General features: G+C 72.7%; 12 protein-coding genes. 11 read left to right on the top strand and 1 reads right to left on the bottom strand.

Annotated elements, in window-relative coordinates; all coding sequences use genetic code 11:
- Nucleotides 1-7: 7 nt before the first annotated feature.
- The 10 genes from glmU to RM425_RS07325 all read left to right on the top strand — a co-directional run bounded on the left by glmU (nucleotide 8) and on the right by RM425_RS07325 (nucleotide 10,180).
- Nucleotides 8-1,540, top strand: a complete 1,533-nt coding sequence (gene glmU / locus RM425_RS07370; RefSeq protein ID WP_311344544.1) for a bifunctional UDP-N-acetylglucosamine diphosphorylase/glucosamine-1-phosphate N-acetyltransferase GlmU — start codon at nucleotides 8-10, stop codon at nucleotides 1,538-1,540.
- On the top strand, nucleotides 1,537-2,517 hold the full coding sequence (locus tag RM425_RS07365; RefSeq protein WP_311344543.1) for a ribose-phosphate diphosphokinase: 981 nt from the start codon (nucleotides 1,537-1,539) through the stop codon (nucleotides 2,515-2,517). The genes glmU and RM425_RS07365 overlap by 4 nt, the downstream gene beginning before the upstream one ends.
- Before the next feature lie 33 nt (nucleotides 2,518-2,550).
- Entirely contained in the window at nucleotides 2,551-3,579 is a 1,029-nt protein-coding gene (gene cysC / locus RM425_RS07360; RefSeq protein WP_311344542.1) for an adenylyl-sulfate kinase, read from the top strand.
- Between the two features lie 191 nt (nucleotides 3,580-3,770).
- Nucleotides 3,771-4,466 (top strand): 50S ribosomal protein L25/general stress protein Ctc, encoded by a 696-nt coding sequence (locus tag RM425_RS07355; RefSeq protein WP_311344541.1) that lies wholly within the window; start codon nucleotides 3,771-3,773, stop codon nucleotides 4,464-4,466.
- Between the two features lie 98 nt (nucleotides 4,467-4,564).
- On the top strand, nucleotides 4,565-5,122 hold the full coding sequence (pth, locus tag RM425_RS07350) for an aminoacyl-tRNA hydrolase (RefSeq protein WP_311344702.1): 558 nt from the start codon (nucleotides 4,565-4,567) through the stop codon (nucleotides 5,120-5,122).
- Nucleotides 5,123-5,314: 192 nt separating this feature from the next.
- Entirely contained in the window at nucleotides 5,315-6,811 is a 1,497-nt protein-coding gene (locus tag RM425_RS07345; protein ID WP_311344540.1) for a sugar transferase, read from the top strand.
- Between the two features lie 151 nt (nucleotides 6,812-6,962).
- Entirely contained in the window at nucleotides 6,963-8,192 is a 1,230-nt protein-coding gene (locus RM425_RS07340) for a DUF1972 domain-containing protein (RefSeq protein WP_311344539.1), read from the top strand.
- A gap of 248 nt (nucleotides 8,193-8,440) precedes the next feature.
- The gene (locus tag RM425_RS07335) at nucleotides 8,441-8,854 is read left to right on the top strand and encodes a hypothetical protein (RefSeq protein WP_311344538.1); all 414 of its coding nucleotides are present in this window, start codon (nucleotides 8,441-8,443) and stop codon (nucleotides 8,852-8,854) included.
- 7 nt (nucleotides 8,855-8,861) lie between these two features.
- Nucleotides 8,862-9,323 (top strand): adenylyltransferase/cytidyltransferase family protein, encoded by a 462-nt coding sequence (locus RM425_RS07330; protein WP_311344537.1) that lies wholly within the window; start codon nucleotides 8,862-8,864, stop codon nucleotides 9,321-9,323.
- 176 nt (nucleotides 9,324-9,499) lie between these two features.
- Nucleotides 9,500-10,180 carry an acyltransferase gene (locus tag RM425_RS07325; protein ID WP_311344536.1) on the top strand — a complete coding sequence of 227 codons (681 nt, stop codon included), beginning with the start codon at nucleotides 9,500-9,502 and terminating at the stop codon, nucleotides 10,178-10,180.
- Nucleotides 10,181-10,283: 103 nt separating this feature from the next.
- Here the strand turns inward: RM425_RS07325 and RM425_RS07320 are convergent, their stop codons facing one another.
- Nucleotides 10,284-11,051, bottom strand: coding sequence for a CDP-alcohol phosphatidyltransferase family protein (locus RM425_RS07320; protein ID WP_311344535.1), 768 nt, complete (start codon nucleotides 11,049-11,051; stop codon nucleotides 10,284-10,286).
- 497 nt (nucleotides 11,052-11,548) lie between these two features.
- Between RM425_RS07320 and RM425_RS07315 the strand changes: the two genes are divergently transcribed.
- Complete coding sequence (locus RM425_RS07315; RefSeq protein ID WP_311344534.1) at nucleotides 11,549-16,024, top strand: PKD domain-containing protein; 4,476 nt, start codon at nucleotides 11,549-11,551, stop codon at nucleotides 16,022-16,024.
- Nucleotides 16,025-16,058 lie beyond the last annotated feature (34 nt).

Genomic DNA, 16,058 nt, shown 5'->3' with positions numbered 1-16,058 from the left:
GAGATCCGTGGCCAGCCAGGTTCCGTCCTCGCCCCATCCCGCAGGCCAGCCGGTCGTCGCAGCCGTCGTCGTCCTGGCCGCCGGCCAGGGCACCCGCATGCGCTCGTCGACGCCGAAGGTCCTGCACGCCCTGGGCGGCCGCAGCCTGCTGGGGCACGTCCTGGCCGCCGCTGCGCCGCTGGCGGCCGGCACGACCGTCGTCGTCGTGGGGGCCGGCCGGGACCAGGTGGAGGCGCACCTCCGGGACGTCGCCCCCGGCGCCCTGGCGGTCGTGCAGGAGCAGCAGCTGGGCTCCGGCCACGCCGCCGAGGTGGCCCTGGCCGCCGTGCCCGACGTGGAGGGCTCCGTCCTGGTCCTCAACGGAGACTCGCCGCTGCTGACCACCCGCACGCTCGCCGGCCTCGTCGCGGCCCACGACGCAGCCGGCAGCGTCTTCACCGTCCTGACCGCCGAGGTGGACGACCCCACCGGGCTCGGCCGCATCGTCCGGGACGACAGCGGAGCGCCCCGGGCCATCGTCGAGGAGCGCGACGCCACGGCGGAGCAGCGCGCCATCCGCGAGGTCAACGCGGGCGTGTACGTCGCGAACGCCGGCACGCTGCGCCGCGTGCTGGCCGGCATCGGCTCGGCCAACGCCCAGGGCGAGCAGTACCTCACCGACGCGCTCGCGCCGCTGGTCGAGGGTGGGGCACCGACCGCGGCGGTGCTGGCCGACGACCCCGACGACGTCCTCGGCTGCAACGACCGCCGGGAGCTGGCCGAGCGGCGGCGGACGCTCAACGACCGCGTGCTCGACGACCTGATGCGCGCCGGCGTCACCATCGTCGACCCGCAGACCACCTGGGTCGACGTCACCGCCTCCGCCGAGGCCGACGCCGTCCTGCAGCCCGGCACCCAGCTCCTCGGCACCACGACCGTCGCCTCCGGCGCGGTCGTCGGACCCGACAGCACCCTGGTCGACTGCGTCGTCGAGGCCGGGGCGAGCGTGGTCCGGTCGCACTGCCTGGGAGCGGTCGTCGGGCCCGAGGCCTCCGTCGGTCCGTTCAGCTACCTCCGTCCCGGGACGCGGCTGGGTCGGGGCAGCAAGGTCGGCGCCTTCGTGGAGACGAAGAACGCCGACATCGGCGAGGAGTCGAAGGTGCCGCACCTGTCCTACGTCGGCGACGCGAGCATCGGCCGCGGCGCCAACATCGGGGCGGCGACCGTCGTCGTGAACTACGACGGCGTGACCAAGCACCGCACGACCATCGGCGACCACGTCCGGATCGGCTCCGACACCATGCTCGTGGCGCCGGTCACGATCGGCGATGGCGCCTACACCGCCGCGGGGTCGGTCATCACCAACGACGTCCCCCCCGGGGCGATGGGCGTCGCGCGGGGTCCTCAGCGAAATGTGGCAGGCTGGGTCCGGCGCCGACGGCCGGGTACTCCCGCCGCGGAGGCCGCCGCAGCCGCAGAGCGGCGGGCGGACGCCCCCGAGAACGACGCACCCCCGAACCCAGGGGCGCACGACGACGACGAGGGACAGCAGACCCGATGAGCGCCATCCGGCAGACCACCAACAAGAGCCTGATGCTCTTCTCCGGCCGGGCCTACCCCGAGCTCGCCACCGAGATCGCCGGTCACCTGGGGGTGACCCCGACCCCGACCGCGGCCTACGAGTTCGCCAACGGCGAGCTGTTCGTGCGGTTCGAGGAGTCGGTGCGCGGGTGCGACGCCTTCGTGCTGCAGAGCCACACCGCGCCCATCAACACCTGGCTCATGGAGCAGCTGATCATGGTGGACGCGCTCAAGCGCGCGTCGGCCAAGCGGATCACCGTCGTCGCCCCCTTCTTCCCCTACGCCCGGCAGGACAAGAAGCACCGCGGCCGCGAGCCGATCTCCGCCCGGCTGGTCGCCGACATGTTCAAGACCGCCGGTGCCGACCGGCTGATGACCGTCGACCTGCACACCGCCCAGATCCAGGGCTTCTTCGACGGCCCCGTCGACCACCTCTTCGCCCTCGACCTGCTCATCCACCACGTGAAGGAGCGGTGGGGCGACCGCGACATCACCGTCGTCTCGCCCGACTCCGGCCGGGTGCGCGTCTCGGAGCGGTGGAGCGACAAGCTCGGCGGCACGCCGCTGGCCTTCATCCACAAGACCCGCGACCCGCTGGTGGCCAACGAGGTCGTCGCCAACCGCGTGGTCGGCGAGGTCGAGGGCCGGGTCTGCATCCTGGTCGACGACATGATCGACACCGGCGGCACGATCGTGAAGGCCGCCGAGACGCTCTTCGACGCGGGTGCGGCCGACGTCATCGTCGCCGCCACGCACGGCGTGCTCTCCGGCCCGGCCGTCGAGCGGCTCTCGAACAGCAAGGTCAGCGAGGTCATCATCACCAACACGCTGCCCATCGAGCCCGAGCGCCGGTTCGACAAGCTGACCGTCCTGTCCATCGCCCCGCTGCTCGCGCGGGCGATCAAGGAGGTCTTCGAGGACGGCTCGGTGACCTCGTTGTTCGACGGCGCCAGCTGAGCCCGCGGCTCGGACCCCGACCAGCACCGGCACATGCCCGACCCCCGGTACCGGCTGGGTGACGACGACGTCGCCGCCCTCGCCCGCCTGCACTTCGGCCTGAGCGCGACGGTTCCCGACCTCCCGGCAGCCGAGGCCTACGAGGACGCCCAGGGCGTGGTGGTGGCCACCCGCGAGGCGGGCCGGCTGACCGTCGTCGAGGTCCCGCGCTGGCGCTCGCCGGCCGCCGTGGCGGCACGGTTGGCCGAGCGCGGGTGGTCGGCGCCCGGCGGGTGGGTCGGGCACCCGCCGGCCGACCCGGCCGAGCTCCCCGCCCGCGTGCTCGCCCTCCTCCCCGTGGCGGGGGCGCCCGCCGACTCGGCGACGATCGCCGCGGCCGCGGTGGCGTGGGGGAGGGTGCGCGACAGCGGCCGCGAGGTCGAGCTCGTGTTCGTGCCCGTGACCCCCGGGGATCCCGAGGTCGACCGGGCCTCCCTGGCCGCGACGTACGGCGCGACGCTGCTGGGGGCCGGGGTCCCCACCGGGCCGGGTGCCCGTACGGGCGGCACCGTGCTGTTCTTCACCGGCCTGTCCGGCGCGGGCAAGTCGACGATCGCCGCCCGCGTCGTCGAGCTCCTCCTGGCCGACGGTCGCGGCGTCACGCTCCTGGACGGCGACGAGGTCCGCCACCACCTGTCCGCGGGTCTCGGCTTCTCGCGCGCGGACCGGGACACGAACGTGGCACGGATCGGCTGGGTGGCCGCCCGCATCGCCAAGCACGGCGGCATCGCGGTGTGCGCTCCCATCGCCCCGTACGCCTCGATCCGCGCGACGGTCCGCCGGGAGGTGGAGGCCCAGGCGGGCCCGGGCAGCTTCGTGCTGGTGCACGTCGCGACCTCCCTGGACGACTGCGAGCAGCGGGACCGGAAGGGCCTGTACGCCAAGGCGCGCAGCGGTGAGATCCCGGCGTTCACGGGGATCAGCGACCCCTACGAGACGCCCACCGACGCCGAGGTGACGGTGGAGACCCGTGGCCGCACGGTGGACGAGTGCGCCCGGCAGGTGCTCGCCCACCTCGCGTGAGCCAGGCCACCGGCGGGCCGTCGCCCCGACGGGTCGGAAGGCCTGCCGCCGGTCTGGGGTAATCTCGTCGGCGTTGCCCGGCGAGGGAGCGGTCCCACTGCTCCGTGATCGACGTGCGTGTGCCCCGGAGGGGTGCGCTGCGCCCGGACGCCGGCACGCACGCAGACCCTCTTCGCTAGGAGCACACCACCGTGGCTGACTTCCGTCTCGAGGCCGAGACCCGCACCGAGTTCGGCAAGGGCAGCGCTCGCCGCACCCGCCGCGCCGGCCGCGTCCCCGCCGTCCTCTACGGGCACGGCCAGGACGTCGTCCACCTGTCGCTGCCGGCCCGCGAGTTCGCCGCGGCCCTGCGCAACGGCGGTACCAACGCCCTGCTGACCATCGTCCTGGACGGCAAGGAGCAGCTGGCCCTCACCAAGGCGGTGCAGCGCGACCCGCTGACCCGCACCCACGAGCACGCCGACCTGCTGCTGGTCCGCCGCGGTGAGAAGACCACCGTCGAGGTGCCGATCGTGATCGTCGGTGAGCCGGCTCCCGACTCGATCCCCAACCACCAGCTCAACACCGTCTCGATCGAGGCCGACGCCACGAAGCTGCCCGACAGCATCGAGGTCGACATCACCGGTCGCAGCGCCGGTCAGAACATCTCCGCCGGTGACCTGGTGCTGCCCTCGGGCTCGACGCTGATCACCGACCCGGAGGCGATGGTCATCGGCTTCCTGGGTGCCCCGACCGTCGAGGCGCTGGAGGCCGAGCTCGCCGAGGCCGAGGCCGAGGCCGGCATCGAGCGCGAGGAGTCCGACGCCGACGGCGACGTCGTCCCGGAGCCGCAGGACCAGGGCAGCGGCGAGTCGATGGACTCGGCCGAGAACTCCGCGGACAACTGAGGCTTCCGCTGACCGACAGCTCGACCCGCAGGGGCGCCGGCACTGCCGGCGCCCCTGCGGCGTCCGCTCCCAGCGACGGGCCGTTCCTCGTCGTCGGGCTGGGCAACCCCGGGCCCGGGTACGCCGGCAACCGGCACAACGTCGGCGCCATGGTGCTCGACGTGCTCGCCGACCGGGCCGGCATCCGGCTCTCGCCCGGCAAGGGCGCCCGCTCGCGCGCGGTGAGCGGGGAGGGGCGACTGGCCGGACGCCGGGTGGTCCTCGCCCGGCCGCTGACCTACATGAACGAGTCCGGGGGCCCGGTTCGGGGCCTGCTGGACTACCACAAGCTGCCGGTCACCGACCTCGTCGTCGTGCACGACGAGCTCGACATCGACTTCGCGGTGCTGCGGCTCAAGCGCGGCGGCGGCGAGGGCGGGCACAACGGGCTGCGCTCGATCACCCGCTCCACCGGTACCAAGGACTACCTGCGCGTGCGGGTGGGGATCGGCCGCCCGCCGGGCCGCCAGGACCCCGCCGACCACGTGCTCAAGGACTTCTCCTCGACCGAGCGCAAGGAACTGGACCTGCTGCTCGTCGAGGCCGCCGACGCCACCGAGCTCCTCCTGGCTCGCGGCCTGGAGGCCGCGCAGAACGAGGTCCACCCCCGGAGCTGACCGTGCGCGATCGTGAGGCGTCGTGCCTCTCGAAAGGGTGAACGGTCGCTCTCCGTGTTGACCCTGGCGGTCACGGACTGTGAGTGTTGCTCCTGCGTCAGGGCCGCACTCGGGGGAGAACGTCCTGTTCGGAGGCCACTCGGCTCCAATCCCCGTATCGGTCTGATCACGATGCGTAACGGGGGAGTGACCATGTTGGTGGACAAGGCGACGCTGGGCGACGGGCTCGACCGGATCCCGGTCCCGCGCAGTGAGCGCGCCACCGTGCCCGCCCGGCCCCTCGAGCGCCGCCCCACCGCCTCCTGGGTGCGCACCTATGCGCTCGCGCTCGCGTCCGTCGAGGCCCTCGCGGCAGCGGTCATCGGGGCCTGCGTCGTCGTCACCCGCCCCGAGGGCCTGCCGCCGGTGCCCTCGCTCTTCTGGGCCTCCGTCGCGCTCGTGGTCGCCTGGCCGCTCCTGCTGTGGGCCTGCGGCGCCTACGCCGAGCCGGTGTTCGGGACCGGGAGCGACGAGTACCGCACCGTCGCTCGGGCCGGGCTCGTGCTCCTCGCGGTCGCCGGGTTCGTCTCCTACGCCGCAGACCTCCAGCTCAGCCGCGCGCTCGTCGTCGTCGGCATCCCGGCCCTCGCCGTCACCACGCTGGTGTGGCGGTACGCCGCCCGGTGCCGGCTCCGCCGGCTGCGGGCCCACGGCCGGTGCACCAAGCGCGTGGTCGTCGTCGGCCGCGGGGGCGCGGTCATGGAACTGGCCGACCGCCTGCGCCGGGAGAACTACGCCGGCCTGGACGTCGTCGGCTTCTGCGTGACCCCCGCCGACCGCGCCCGGGTGGCCGCGCTGGCCGACGTGCCGGTCGAGGGGCTGGACGACGTGGTCTCGATGGCCGCCCGTCTGGACGTCGACACCATCGCCGTCACCTCCGCCAGCGAGACCGCAGCCCAGTACCTGCGGCAGCTCTCCTGGCGCCTGGAGGGCAGCGGCGTGGAGCTGCTCGTCGCACCCGGGCTGATCGAGGTGGCCGGCCCGCGCCTGCACATCCGGCCCTTCGAGGGGCTGCCCCTGCTCTCGGTCGAGCAGCCCCGCTTCGAGGGCTGGCACCGCATGGTCAAGGGCGCCGTCGACCGGTGCGCCGCCGCGCTGGCACTGCTGGTGCTCTCGCCGGTCCTCCTGGGCATCGCGCTGGCCGTCCGGCTGACCAGCTCCGGCCCCGCCCTGTACCGGCAGGAGCGGATCGGCATCAACGGCCGGTCCTTCACGATGCTGAAGTTCCGCAGCATGGTCGTCGACGCCGACGCGCAGCTCGACGCCATCCAGGCGGACAACATGTCCGACGGGCTGCTGTTCAAGATGCGGAACGACCCGCGGGTCACCCCGGTCGGCCGCTGGCTGCGCCGGCTCTCTCTCGACGAGCTGCCCCAGCTGTTCAACGTCCTGGGTGGCTCCATGGCGCTCGTGGGCCCCCGGCCGCCGCTGCCCGGCGAGGTGGCCCGGTACGACTCCTCGGTGAGCCGGCGGCTGCTGGTCAAGCCCGGCCTCACGGGCCTGTGGCAGATCTCCGGCCGCAGCGACCTGCCGTGGGAGGAGGCCGTCCGGCTCGACCTCCGCTACGTGGAGAACTGGTCACTGGCCCTGGACCTCCTGATCCTCTGGAAGACCACGCGCGCCGTCCTGAACCGGTCCGGGGCCTACTGACCCACCCCTTTGGGAGGTCATCCCGAGGGGGGACGGCGTCCGCCGGAACGGCTCCCCTCCGCCCGCAGCGGGCAATCCTTGATCCGCGGTGCGTGACCACGCGCCGAAGCGGTCGCTCCCGGCCGCTGACCAGCGAACGAACGGATCGACGATGCGCATCGCCATGCTGGGGACGCGGGGCGTCCCGGCCCGGTACGGCGGCTTCGAGACCGCGGTCGAGGAGGTCGGCCGGCGGCTGGCCGAGCGCGGGCACCGTGTCGTCGTCTACTGCCGGACCGAGAGCGGGGATGCGTCCCGGCCCGCCCGTCACCTGGGCATGGAGCTCGTCCACCTGCCCGCCGCGCGCAAGCGGTCGCTGGAGACCCTCAGCCACTCGGCGCTGTCGGTGGGCCACCTGCTCGCCCACCGCACCGACGCCGCCTTCGTCTTCAACGCCGCCAACTCGCCGCTGCTGCCGCTGCTCCGCGCCGCCCGCATCCCGGTCGCCACGCACGTCGACGGCCTGGAGTGGAAGCGGGCCAAGTGGGGCCCGGTCGGCCAGCGGTACTACCGCGCGGCCGAGTCCCTGGCGGTGCGCTGGTCGGACGCCCTGATCGCCGACGCCGTCGGCATCGCCGACTACTACCGGCACGAGTTCGGGGCGCCGACGACGCTGCTCACCTACGGCGCCCCGCTGATCGAACCCGGTGCCGACCGGCTGGCGGAACTCGGGCTCGAGCCGGGGGAGTACCACCTCGTGGTCGCCCGCTTCGAGCCGGAGAACCACGTCGAGCTCATCGTCGAGGGGTACGCCCGCAGCTCGGCCACCAAGCCGCTGGTCGTGGTCGGCTCCGCGCCGTACTCCGACGACTACACCGCCCGGGTGCACGCCGCGGCCGACGATCGCGTGCGCTTCCTCGGCGGGGTCTGGGACCAGGTCCAGCTCGACCAGCTGTACGCGAACTCCTACACCTACCTGCACGGCCACTCCGTCGGCGGCACGAACCCCTCGCTGCTGCGCGCCATCGGCGCCGGCACCGCCGTGCTCGCCTACGACGTCGACTTCAACCGCGAGGTCGTCGCCGAGGCCGGGCGCTACTTCGGCAGCCCGGCCGACGTCGCCGCGCTGGTCGAGGCCGCCGAGGCCGAGCCCCGGCGGATCCGGTCCGCGGGGCGGCGGGCCCGCGAGCTGGCCGCCGGCTACGACTGGGACGAGGTGGCCGCGGGGTACGAGAAGCTCGCGCAGGCACTGGCCCGGCGCGACTTCCCGACCCGGCGCCCCACCGGCCGACGGCTCCCTGTCACCGAGGCCTCACCACGTCTCGTCCCGGTTCCCCGTACCGCACCCGGTACGGGCGAGGGCGATGCGTCCGTCATCCCCATCCGAGGAGCCCAGCAGTGAAGCGTCGGCAGATCGAACGACGGCTCGCCGTCGTGCTCGGGTTTATCCTGGTCGCTGCGCTGGTGGTGGTCGCAATCCTCGCGCTGGGTGGCGACGATCCCGACACAGAGGCGTCGTCCGCGACGCCTTCCACGCCTTCGACTTCTTCCTCGGCGCCGGCCTTGCCTGCTGGGGGCCCCGTTGCTCCGAGCAGCAGTGAGCCGTCCCCGGGCAGCGACCCGGGGCCGAGCGCCACCACGGCACCCGAGGTGCCCGTCGACGCCCCTCCGCCGGCGCTCGAGCCGGTGTCCTTCGACTCCGATGCCCGATCGGTGGGGATCGAGGGGTCGCTCGTCCGCGTGGAGGAGATCGAGGGATCCGCCCAGGGGCCGGGCAACATCAACGGGCCGGCACTGCGGATCACCGTGCGGTTGGTCAACGGGACGGCCGAGGAGCTCCCGCTCTCCGGCGTCGCGATCAATGTGTTCCACGGCGCGGATCGCACCCCGGCGCCGCCGCTGGAGGACCCATCCCAGTCCCCGTTCGCCGGATCGCTGCCGCCCGGGGACGCCGCGGAGGGCGGCTACGTCTTCCGGGTCCCGGCCGACGATCGTCAGGAGATCCGGGTCGAGGTCGCCGTCCGTCCGGGTGCTCCGGTCCTGGTCTTCACCGGAGGGGTCTGACATGCCTGTGTGGCGCACCCAGCGGGCCGGGACCCGCGTGATCGGATACACCACAGGGGTCTACGACATGTTCCACATCGGACACCTCAACGTGCTGCGGCGCGCCCGCGAAGCCTGCGATCACCTCGTGGTGGGCGTGACCACCGACGAGCTGTCACTCGCCGCCAAGGGAAAGACTCCGATCGTCCCGTTCGAGGAGCGCCTGGACATCGTGCGGGCGATCCGCCACGTCGACGAGGTCGTGCCCCAGACGAGCATGGACAAGCTCGAGGCGTGGGAGAAGGTCGGCTTCGATGCCGTCTTCGTCGGCGACGACTGGAAGGGCACCGACAAGTGGAACGCCCTGGAGCGCGAGTTCGCGGTCCGGGGTGTCTCGGTGCATTACTTCGCGTACACGCAGCACACGTCGAGCACGATGTTGCGTGCCGCTCTGACGCGCATCACCGAGTCCGGCTCGGCTGCCGGCTGAGCGGTACGCCGGGGCGGCAGCAGCCGAATCCGACCGAGCCGGCAGAGGATTTCGGGGGTCAGCGCCACATGCAGAAGCACGTCGACACGTTGGAGGCATCGAGCCGCCCGGGCGACGCACCTGGTTCCGGTGTGCCCAGGCGTCAGGCCTCTCGCGACCGGTTGCGCCGTTGGGTGATGCGCCGCGCCACGCAGGTCCGCGGGCGACCGCTGGCCGTCGACGAGGGCATCAGCGCCGGTCACCTCGCCTCGGTGGTCCTCGAGCGCGGCGTGATGGCGGCCCGCGGGGCCGTCCGCTTCCCACTGCGATCGCCCAGGCCCTTCGTCGGCCGCGGCGTGCGCCTGCGGTCCAAGCGGCAGCTCGTCGTGGGCGCCGGTGTGACCTTGGGGCACGGCTCACTCATCGACGCGACCTCCCACGACGGCGTCCTGCTAGGCAGCGGGGTGTCCGTCGGCCGGAACACCCGGATCGAGTGCACCGGCAGCCTGGCCAGCCTGGGACGGGGGATCGTCGTCGGTGACGGGACGGGTCTGGGCACCGACAGCCTCTACGGGTGCGCCGGCGGCATCAGCATCGGGCCCGACACGATCATCGGGAACTACGTGTCCTTCCACTCGGAGGACCACGTGTTCAGCAGCAGGCACGTCCCCATCCGCGACCAGGGCGTCACGCACCAGGGCATCGAAGTCGGTGCCGGGTGCTGGATCGGCTCGCGGGTGACGGTCCTGGACGGTGCCCGGATTGGGGACGGCTGCGTCATCGCCGCCGGGGCTGTGGTGGTGGCGGGGGAGTACGCCCCCTACGGGGTGTACGGAGGCGTGCCGGCCCGCCTGATCAGCCGGCGTCCCGGGGACTGACCGGGCTCGTCCGGCGGATGCCGCCGGGCGGACGGCTCGGCGGAACGGACGGTACGAGGGCTCCCGCCATGGCGGGAGCCCTCGTGCGCCGGAGCCGGAGACGTCAGCTGCAGGCGGCCGCGCGCTCGACGTCCAGGGCGGCCAGCTGGGAGCGCCACCGCACCAGTCCGCCGGCCAGGTAGGCGATATTGCCGAGCAGCAGCACCGCGTAGAACGCCAGGAACAGGCTTTGGAAGCCGAAACACGCGAAGGCGACGCACAGCAGGCCGTAGTCCGCCGGCGCCACGAGGACCGAGCGGACGACCGAACGGCCCGCCTTTTCGGTCCGGCCCTTCTGGGGGCCGCCGCGTAGCTGCTCGGTCAGGATGTTGCCGAAGAACAGCACGGTCACGATGACCTGGAACGCCGCGGGCAGGAGGAGGAACGCGGGCTCGACGTCCCCGCCGAAGCGGTACAGCGAGATCAGGACCGCCAGGTGGATCGACGAGTTCTTCGCGCAGTCGATCATGTGGTCGAGCCACTCGCCGGTGAGGGTGCCCCCTCCACGGAGCCGGGCAAGCTGACCATCGGAGGAGTCCAGGGCGTACCCGAGCGCCAGCAGGAGAGCGACGACGATCCCCATGGTGACGCCGGGCTCGACGAGCCCTACGGTCAGGATCGCCGTGAAGGTCAGCAGCGCGCTGATCGCCGTCACCTGGTTCGGAGTCATGCCCGCGACGTGCGCAAGCGCGGCGAACTGGCGGCCCAGCGGTCGGTTGACGACGCGGGAGTACAGCGGGATCCCGTAGTTCGACTTGCCGACGGTGCGCAGTCGGGCGACCGACCCGGAGAAGGTCGGCCGGTCCCAGGGGGCGGTGGTCGCGGCGGGCATGCGGTACTCCTCGGGCATCGGCACGGCGGGAACGGCGGGCGCGGCGCGGCCGTCGGTCCGAGCGCAGCCCGATGACGGTCGCCGCCGGGCCGTCGCGGAGGTCCATCGTGCCCAGTCCGACCCCGCGGACGGCCGCCCGGCGTGCAGTCCCTGCCCCCAAGTGGTGACTTCCGGTCGGACGTGCCAGCGGCGCCGGTTGCACCCTCATCCGCCGCGCGTGGTCCGTTCTCTGCCCCGAACGGGCCGAAGTGGGTTCCGCGGTCATATTTCTCGGCGCAGCGCTACTTGATGCTCACAATGCGTGAGTAGTCATTCAGGGACCTCCTGCGTTTTCGCAGGTCATGACCGTATCGAGTGACAAGCGCGCTCTGGTCCGGCCGTGATCGTCACGCTTAGTATCCGTCCGCTGCTCTCGGCGAGTGCCGGGTATTGAGCACATGGGGGAAAAGATGTTCGCTCGACCGGCCTTGGTCTCGAAGCGGTTGACGGCGGGGTTCGTGGCACTGCTGCTGGCCACCGGAACGCTGGCTCTCGTGGCGCCCGCCTCGGCCCGCGCCGACTCCGCGCCCGTGGATCCGACGAACCCGGCCACGCCCGTCACGGTCACCGCTGACGGGCTGCCGACGACGCAGATCGACCGCGTCGCCTGGTCGCAGGCCGTCGTGGGCAACAAGGTGTACGTCGCCGGTGACTTCTCCACTGCGCGCCCCGCGGGAGCGGCGGCCGGGACCAATGAGGTTCGGCGCAACAACCTCTTGGCCTATGACATCCGCACCGGCGAGCTGGACACCGGCTTCCAGCCGGACCTCAACGCCCAGGCTCTGGTCGTCACGGCCTCGCCCGACGGATCCCGCATCTACGTCGGCGGCGACTTCACCGTGGCCAACGGTCAGCCGCGCAACCGCATCGCGGCGTACAGCACCGCGACCGGTCAGCTCGTCGACAACTTTCGCCCGAGCGTCGGGGGCCAGGTCCGCGCCATCGCCGCGACCGACAGCACTGTCTACCTCGGCGGCGGCTTCTCCTCCGTGGGTTCGGTCGGCCGCACGCGCCTCGCCGCGGTCTCCGCCGCCAACGGCGCCCTGCTGCCGTGGGCTCCGGTCACCGGGGTGGGCCCGACCGACGGCAACGACAACGGCAACCGTGCCACCAGCGACCACGTGATGGCGCTCGTTCTGACCAGGGGTGATACGCAGGTCGTGGCCGCCGGCCGCTTCGACACACTGAACGGCCAGAAGGCCACCGGTGTCGGGGCCCTGGACGCCGCGACGGGCGCAGTGCGGCCCTTCGCGGTCAACCAGCTGATCACCAACCAGGGCGTCAACTCGGCCATCTACAGCCTGTCGACCGACGGCCGGACCGTGTACGGCACCGGCTACGACTACGGCGGGCCGGGCAACGTGGAGGGCTCTTTTGCGGCTGCGGAAGACGGCGGCGCCCTCGTGTGGATGAACGACTGCCACGGCGACACGTACTCGAACTTCGCCATGAACGGTGCCCTCTACATCGCGGGGCATCCCCACGTGTGCAGCAACATCGGCGGCTACCCCGAGCACAATCCCCGCATCCACCGGTACGCCACTGCCACCAGCCTGGTCCCGACCGGCACCGTGGGCGCCGAGACGGTGCAGAACAAGAACTTCACCGGCAAGCCGGCGCCGTCGCTGCTGCACTGGTTCCCGACGATGACGCCGGGCACGGTCACCGGCGCATACCAGGCCGGCTGGACGGTGAGCGGCAACGACCGATACGTCGTCTACGGCGGCGAGTTCCCGCGGGTCAACGGCAAGGCCCAGCAGGGTCTGGTCCGGTACGCGCTGCCCACCATCGCGCCGAACAGGCTCGCTCCGTCCGCGACCGGGTTCACTGCGTCGGCTGTGGCGATCGCACCAGGCGCCGTGCGAGTCAGCTGGCAGGCGGCGTCCGACAAGGACAACGAGAACCTGACGTACCGCGTCTACCGCGACGGGGCCACCGGGACGGCGATCCACACCGTGACTGCTCCGTCGACGTTCTGGGAGCGCCCGACGCTCGCCTTCGTCGACACCACCGCGAGTCCCGGGTCCCACACCTACCGGGTAAGCGCCACCGACCCGGCCGGCAACCGCATCAACACCGCCTGGGTGACCGTGGAGGCGACCGCCGGCACGACCGCGCCGCGGGCGTACGCCGACGCCGTCCGCGCGGACGGGGCCGAGTCGCTCTGGCCGCTCTCCGACTCCACCGGTGCCAGCCGCGACTGGGTCGGCGGGAACGACCTCACCGTGGCCAGCGGCGTGAATCGCGGCCGCCCGGGCGCGATCCAGGGTGACCAGAACGGCAGTTTCGAGTTCACCGGTGGGTCGTCGTCCTACGCGTCGAGCAGCCAGACCGCGGTCTGGGGGCCGCACACCTTCAGCGTCGAAGCGTGGTTCCAGACGACGTCCGACCGCGGCGGGAAGATCATCGGCTTCGGCAACCGGCCCACCGGGACGAGCAGCAGCTACGACCGGCACATCTACCTGGACGGTGCGGGCCGCGTGATCTTCGGTGTCTACCCGGGTTCGCAGCGGACCATCTCCGGCCCGACCGGCTACAACGACGGCCGCTGGCACCACGTGGTCGCCTCGCTGGGCAAGAACGGGATGGAGCTCTACCTCGACGGCCGGCTGGTCGCCTCGCGCGCCGACACGATCTACGGGCAGAACTACCAGGGCTACTGGCGCATCGGTGGCGACAGCTCCTGGGGAGGTACGCAGCCGTGGTTCGACGGGCGGATCGACGAGCCGGCCGTCTACCCCGCGCCTATCTCGGCCGACCGGGTGAAGAACCACTACTCCCTCGGCACGACGGGGCAGCCGACGAACGTGTCGCCGACCGCGTCGTTCACCGCCTCGGCGACGTACTTCACCGCTGCCTTCGACGCGTCCGGGTCCAGCGACCCGGACGGCACGGTCAGCAGCTACGCCTGGGAGTTCGGTGACGGGCGCACCGGCACCGGTCGGCAGGCCGAGCACGTGTACGCCGAGGCCGGCACCTTCGCCGTGACGCTCACGGTGACCGACGACAGAGGTGCCACAGCCACCCTCAGGCGGGACGTCACCGTGACGGCACCGCCGCCGAACCAGGCGCCGGAGGCCGCCTTCACCGTCGCGATGTCCGGGCTGGAGGGCGCCTTCGACGCCGCGACGTCCACCGACCCCGACGGCACGGTGGCCGCCTACGCCTGGGACTTCGGTGACGGCGAGGTCGCGACCGGTCCGACGGTCAGCCACACGTACGACACCGACGGCACCTACACGGTCCGGCTCACGGTGACCGACGACGACGGGGCGACCGACACGATCGAGCAGTCCGTGGACGCGGTCACCGCAACCGTGCTCGTGTCCGACAGCTTCCAGCGGACGGTGTCGGGTGGGCTGGGGAAAGCGGACGTCGGCGGCTCGTGGACGGCCAACTTCGGCGCGACCCGTCAGTCGGTCGAGGCCGGCATGGCGACGCTGCAGCTCCCGGCGCCGGGCAACAACACCGGCTCCTACCTCGGCGGGGTTGCCCAGACCAGCGCCGACGTGCGCACCACCTTCGCCCTGACGGCCGCGCCGACGGGTGCCGGTACCTACGTCTACGTGCGGGGTCGCGTGGTCGGGACCTACCAGGAGTACCGGGCCCGACTCCGGATGTTGTCCACCGGTGCGGTCGCGCTGGCGTTCAGCCGGCAGACGGGGACCGCCTCGGAGACGCTCATCGGCGGCGAGGTCGTCGTCCCGGGTCTGACCTACGTGCCCGGCACCCCGCTGAACGTGCGGGTGCAGGTGTCCGGCACGGGGACCGCCGAGCTGGCGGCGACGGTGTGGGCCGACGGGACGCCCGAGCCGCCGACGCCCACGGTCGTGCGCACCGACTCGACCGCGTCGCTGCAGGCGCCGGGTGGCGTGGGTATCTCCGCGTACCTGTCGGGCAGTGCGACCGCGCCGCTGGCCGTCCGGATCACCGGGCTGACGGCCGTGCCGGTCGGCGCCCCGGCGCCGACGCCGAACGCCTCGCCCACGGCCGCGTTCGTGTCCACGGCCGACGGCCTGACCGCGTCGTTCGACGGCACCGGCTCCGCCGACGGTGACGGCACGGTCGCGGGCCACGCGTGGGACTTCGGTGACGGGCAGACCGGCACCGGCGCCACGACGTCGCACACGTACGGCGAGGCCGGCACCTACACGGTCCGTCTCACCGTCACCGACGACGACGGCGCCACGGGGTCCGTGGAGGAGACGGTCACCGTCGCGGCGGTCGAGCAGCCGGAGCAGCCGGAGCAGCCGGAGCAGCCGGAGGAGCCGGAGCAGCCGGAGCAGACGCCGTTCGCGGCGGACGCGTTCGACCGCACGGTGTCGGGTGGCCTCGGCACGGCGGACGTCGGTGGTCCGTGGACCGTCTCCTTCGGTGGCAGCCGTCAGTCGGTGCAGCCCGGTACGGCCACGCTCGCCCTGCTGGCCCCTGGCAACAACACGGGCTCGTACCTGGCCGGCGTGTCCGAGACCAGCACGGACCTGCGGACGACGTTCTCGCTCTCCGCGGCGCCCACCGGGGCCGGCGCCTACGTGTACATCCGGGGCAGGATCGTCGGCAGCTTCCAGGAGTACCGCGCGCGGCTCCGCATGCTGGCCAGCGGTGCGGTCGCTCTCGCCTTCACCAAGCAGGAGGGAACCGCGACCGACGTCCTCATCGGCTCGGAGGTGGTCGTCCCCGGCCTGACCTACGTGCCCGGGACCGCGCTCAACGTGCGGGTCCAGGTGTCCGGGGTGGGGACGACGCAGCTGGCCGCCTCGGTCTGGTCCGCGGAGGCCGCGGAGCCGGTGGCCCCGCACCTGACGCGCTCGGACCAGACCACCGCCCTCCAGGCGGCCGGTGGGGTCGGGATCTCCGCGTACCTGTCGGGGAGCGCCACCACGCCGGTGTCGGTGCGGCTTACCCGCATCACCGCGGCGCGCGTCGCAGACTGACGCGTCAGCCGGGTCCGGTGGCCGGTCGCTGCGG

Source organism: Blastococcus goldschmidtiae, assembly GCF_031845325.1.
GTDB lineage: Bacteria > Actinomycetota > Actinomycetes > Mycobacteriales > Geodermatophilaceae > Blastococcus > Blastococcus goldschmidtiae.
This window is presented reverse-complemented; position numbering and strand designations above follow the sequence as displayed.